This is a genomic window from Streptomyces sp. AF1A (genome assembly GCF_047340315.1).
In the GTDB taxonomy this organism is placed as follows: domain Bacteria; phylum Actinomycetota; class Actinomycetes; order Streptomycetales; family Streptomycetaceae; genus Streptomyces.
Window position 1 is genome coordinate 1 of the sequence record NZ_JBLEBI010000319.1, and the last position, 3,497, is coordinate 3,497.

Sequence of the window (3,497 nt, forward strand, 5' to 3'; positions counted from 1 at the left end):
GGGGCTCTGTGGGCGCGAGGGGCGCGGCGGTCTGGGCGGTCTCGGTGCTCTCGGCTATACCGCCGGACGCGGGGGGCCAGATGGGCGCGGAAGGCTCGGCGGGTTCGGGGCGTGCGGCAGGTTCGGCGTCTGCAAACGTCGCCTGCCGGGCGGCTTCGGGGGCAGGTGCGGCAGATACACCCCGCGCTGCCTCCGGCGCCGAGACCTGATCCCACGGCTCCCACCCCGCCGCCCCGGTCGAACCGCCGGCGGCATCCGGTTCCTGGGCGGCGCGCTGTGCGGGCAGCGCCGGTTCGCGGGACGCGGGGTCCGTCACCGTGCGCTTCGCCGAGGCGAAGCGGTCGTCCAGGGAATCGGGCGCGGCCGTCGGACCCGTGTCCTGGGTGGCGTCGTCGTACAGCTGCCCCCACCAGTCGTCCTCGGGACGGGCGGGCCTACCCCCCTGCTGACTCATGCCCCCGATTGTCCACCGCACGGGCCGTATGAAAACGGGGCATCGGGAAAATCCGGTGCACGCACTTCGTCGAACGGCGTGTCGAGGGACAGGGTGAACGGCCGTGCGAGGGGCGGTGGTTGGCCGCCGGGCGGCCCCACCCCCCACGGGAGGGCCGCCCGGCGGGGCCAGAGGTGGACCCGGCCCCGAGTCCCCTGCGTGCGCTCGGACACGTCGGGCCCGGGCCGCGGTCCGGGTGACCGGTGCGCGGCGGCACCGGTCGGCCTGGCCGGATTGTGGCGGGCCTGCTCGCCCGCGGCCGTGCACACGTGCGCCCGGCCGCGGAGGCCCGCGGGCGTCCGACCACGTGTGCTGCGGTGACGCCCACCTTGGCAGAGTGACCGCCGGTACGGCGATGATGTACGGCGGCGGGTTTGCGCCGTGGCCGGTTTCCGCCAGGCCGCGCCCGCCCCGAGGGGCTTGGTCCGGACGGCTTGTTCTCAGGGGAGGGACGCGGGGCGATGCTGACAGCGATAGGGCTGGACGAGACGCACGAGGCCGCGTACCGGGCGCTGGTGTCCGTGGGAGCGGCCGACGTGGCCGATCTGGCGCGCCGCCTGACGCTGGCGGAGCAGGACACCGAGCGCGCGCTGCGCCGGCTGGAGCGGCAGGGTCTGGCGGCCCGGTCCTCGGCGCGACCGGGCCGCTGGGTGGCGGCCCCGCCCGCGGTGGCGCTGGGCGCGCTGCTCACCCGGCAGCGGCACGAGCTGGAGCAGGCGGAGCTGGCGGCGGCGCTGCTCGCGCAGGAGTACCGGGCGGCGGCCGCCGAGCCGGCGGTGCACGACCTGGTGGAGGTGGTGACCGGCGCCTCGGCGGTCGCCCAGCGCTTCCTGCAGCTGCAGCTGGGCGCCGCCGAGGAGGTGTGCGCGCTGGTGACCGGCAACCCGGTGGTGGTCTCCGCATCGGAGAACAAGGCGGAGGAGCAGGCGGCCGGGCGCGGGGTGCGCTACCGGGTGGTGGTGGAGCGGGCGGTGCTGGACCTGCCGCACGGGCTGACCGAGCTGACCGCCGCGCTCGGCCGTGACGAGCAGGTGCGCATGGTGGACCGGGTGCCGACGAAGCTGGTCGTGGCCGACCGTTCGCTGGCGATGGTGCCGCTCACCGCGCGGAGCGCGGAGCCGGCCGCGCTGGTGGTGCACGCCAGCGGGCTGCTGGAGCTGCTGGCGGAGCTGTTCGAGTCCGTGTGGCGCGAGGCGCTGCCGCTGCGCCTGAACGCCTCCGGCGCGGCCGAGGAGGTGCCCTACGGCCCGGACGCCACGGATCTGGAGGTCCTTTCGCTGCTGCTCGCTGGGCTGACCGACGCGAGCGTGGCCAAGCAGCTCGACCTGGGCCTGCGGACCGTGCAGCGCCGGGTGAAGCGGCTGATGGAGCTGGCCGGTGTGACGACGCGGCTCCAGCTGGGCTGGCACGCCTACGAGCGGGGCTGGGTGGCCCGGGAGGCGGCCGGGTGACCCGCCGCCCCGGCGGCGCCGTCGGGCCGAGCGGTCAGCGCGGCTGGGGCAGGGCCCGGCGCACGGCGTCCGCGACGGCGGCCATGCCCGCGTCGTCGAAGTGCAGGTGGTCGCCGGGGTCGTAGGCCGGCCGGATGCGGGCCGGGTCGGCCGGGTCGCGTACGGCGGCGTCGGCGTCGGCGACCGCGTCGAAGGCGCCGCCGGTGCGGATGAAGGCGTTGATGTTCTGCCGTACCGATTCGCGGGCGTCGGTGTAGGCGGAGAAGCCGCGGAACGGGGTGAGGGTGACACCGACGACCTTGATGCCGCGGGCGTGGGCGCGGGACACGACGGTGCGGTAGGCGTCCGCGAAGGCGGCCGGGTCGCCGGTCTGCGGGACGCCCTTGATGATGTCGTTGATGCCCTCGAAGACGACCAGGGTGCGCGCCCCGGTCCGGTCGAGGGCGTCGGCGTCGAGACGGTTGAGCGCGCTCGGCCCCACGCCGTCGAGCAGCAGGCGGTTGCCGCCGATCCCGGCGTTGAGGACGCCGAGCCGGCGGCCGGTCAGCTGCGCCGCGAGCAGGTCGGGCCAGCGGTGGTTGGTGTCGAAGGTGGAACCGGTGCCGTCGGTGAGGGAGTCGCCGAACGCGACGACGCTGCCGGCGGCGGCGCCGCGGACGTCGACGCCGGTGACGTAGTACCACCAGTCGATGGCCGTCGAGTAGGCCGTGCCCTTCTCGTCGGCGGCCCGGCCGGCGCCCGTCTTGGCCACGTAGCTGGTCTGCAGCGCGGTGCGGTGGTAGGTGGCGGGGCCGTTGTCGGCCGGGGTGTACACGGTGACGAGGAGGTCGGCGGCGGCGGGTACGCGCAGCGGCACCGGGTCGGTGACAGTGTCCGCGCCCGGCGGGACGGTCACGGTGGGCGCGCCGTGGAAGGTGGCGGTGCGCATCGTGCCGGGCTGGGCGTCGGGACCGCCGGCCCGGCGCAGCGCGACGGTGACCGCGCCGAGTTGCAGCGGCGCGGTGCCGAGCCGGTTGCTGAGGCGGACGCGTACGTCGCTACCGCCGACGCTGAGGTGGACGACGTTGCGGACGGCGGCGCCGGCCAGCGCGTCGGCGGTGCCGGACGGCGCGGCCTCCCAACTGCCGGTCCAGGCCGCTCGGGGGGCGGCTGGGGCGCCGGCGGCCGTCGCGGTGCCCGGGAGCAGAAGGGTGAGCAGCAGGATCGCGAGGACCCGTCCGACCTTGCCCATGTGTACGCCCGCCTTCCCCGTGGTCCCGTCGGAGGTGAACGTGCCACAGGGCGGGCCGCGCCATCGGAACACCGGCGTGGAATCCACCCGCTCGGCCCAACGGACGCTCCAGGGCTGGGCAGGGCGGCGCGAGTGGGGCCCCCGGCGCCGGGGACCGCGTGCCGTGCGGGCCGGCGGTCAGTCCGACCGCTCGTCCAGCTGCCCGGCCACGCGCAGATGTTGGACGGCGTACGACCGCCACGGCCGCCACGCGTCGGGCAGGGTGACACCGGGCGGGGCCACGTCCGGGTCGCCGAGGGCGCGGACGCGGACGGCGGCGACG

2 protein-coding genes and 1 pseudogene are annotated in these 3,497 nt (G+C 76.4%); 1 reads left to right on the forward strand and 2 read right to left on the reverse strand.

Features of this window, described 5'->3' with window-relative positions; translation table 11 throughout:
* Positions 1-454, reverse strand: a pseudogene (locus ACLU3S_RS36280) (hypothetical protein); the annotation flags it as partial.
* A 500-nt stretch (positions 455-954) separates the two neighbouring features.
* Here ACLU3S_RS36280 and ACLU3S_RS36285 point away from each other — a divergent pair.
* Complete coding sequence (locus ACLU3S_RS36285; protein WP_413956235.1) at positions 955-1,944, forward strand: helix-turn-helix domain-containing protein; 990 nt, start codon at positions 955-957, stop codon at positions 1,942-1,944.
* Between the two features lie 34 nt (positions 1,945-1,978).
* Here ACLU3S_RS36285 and ACLU3S_RS36290 read toward each other — a convergent pair whose 3' ends face one another.
* Complete coding sequence (locus tag ACLU3S_RS36290; RefSeq protein ID WP_413956236.1) at positions 1,979-3,175, reverse strand: GDSL-type esterase/lipase family protein; 1,197 nt, start codon at positions 3,173-3,175, stop codon at positions 1,979-1,981.
* Positions 3,176-3,497: the final 322 nt, after the last annotated feature.

Bases quoted from the DNA above. Each gene is read 5' to 3' on its own strand.
- ACLU3S_RS36285 (WP_413956235.1), top strand. From the start codon at position 955: ATGCTGACAGCGATAGGGCTGGACGAGACGCACGAGGCCGCGTACCGG.
- ACLU3S_RS36290 (WP_413956236.1), bottom strand. From the start codon at position 3,175: ATGGGCAAGGTCGGACGGGTCCTCGCGATCCTGCTGCTCACCCTTCTG.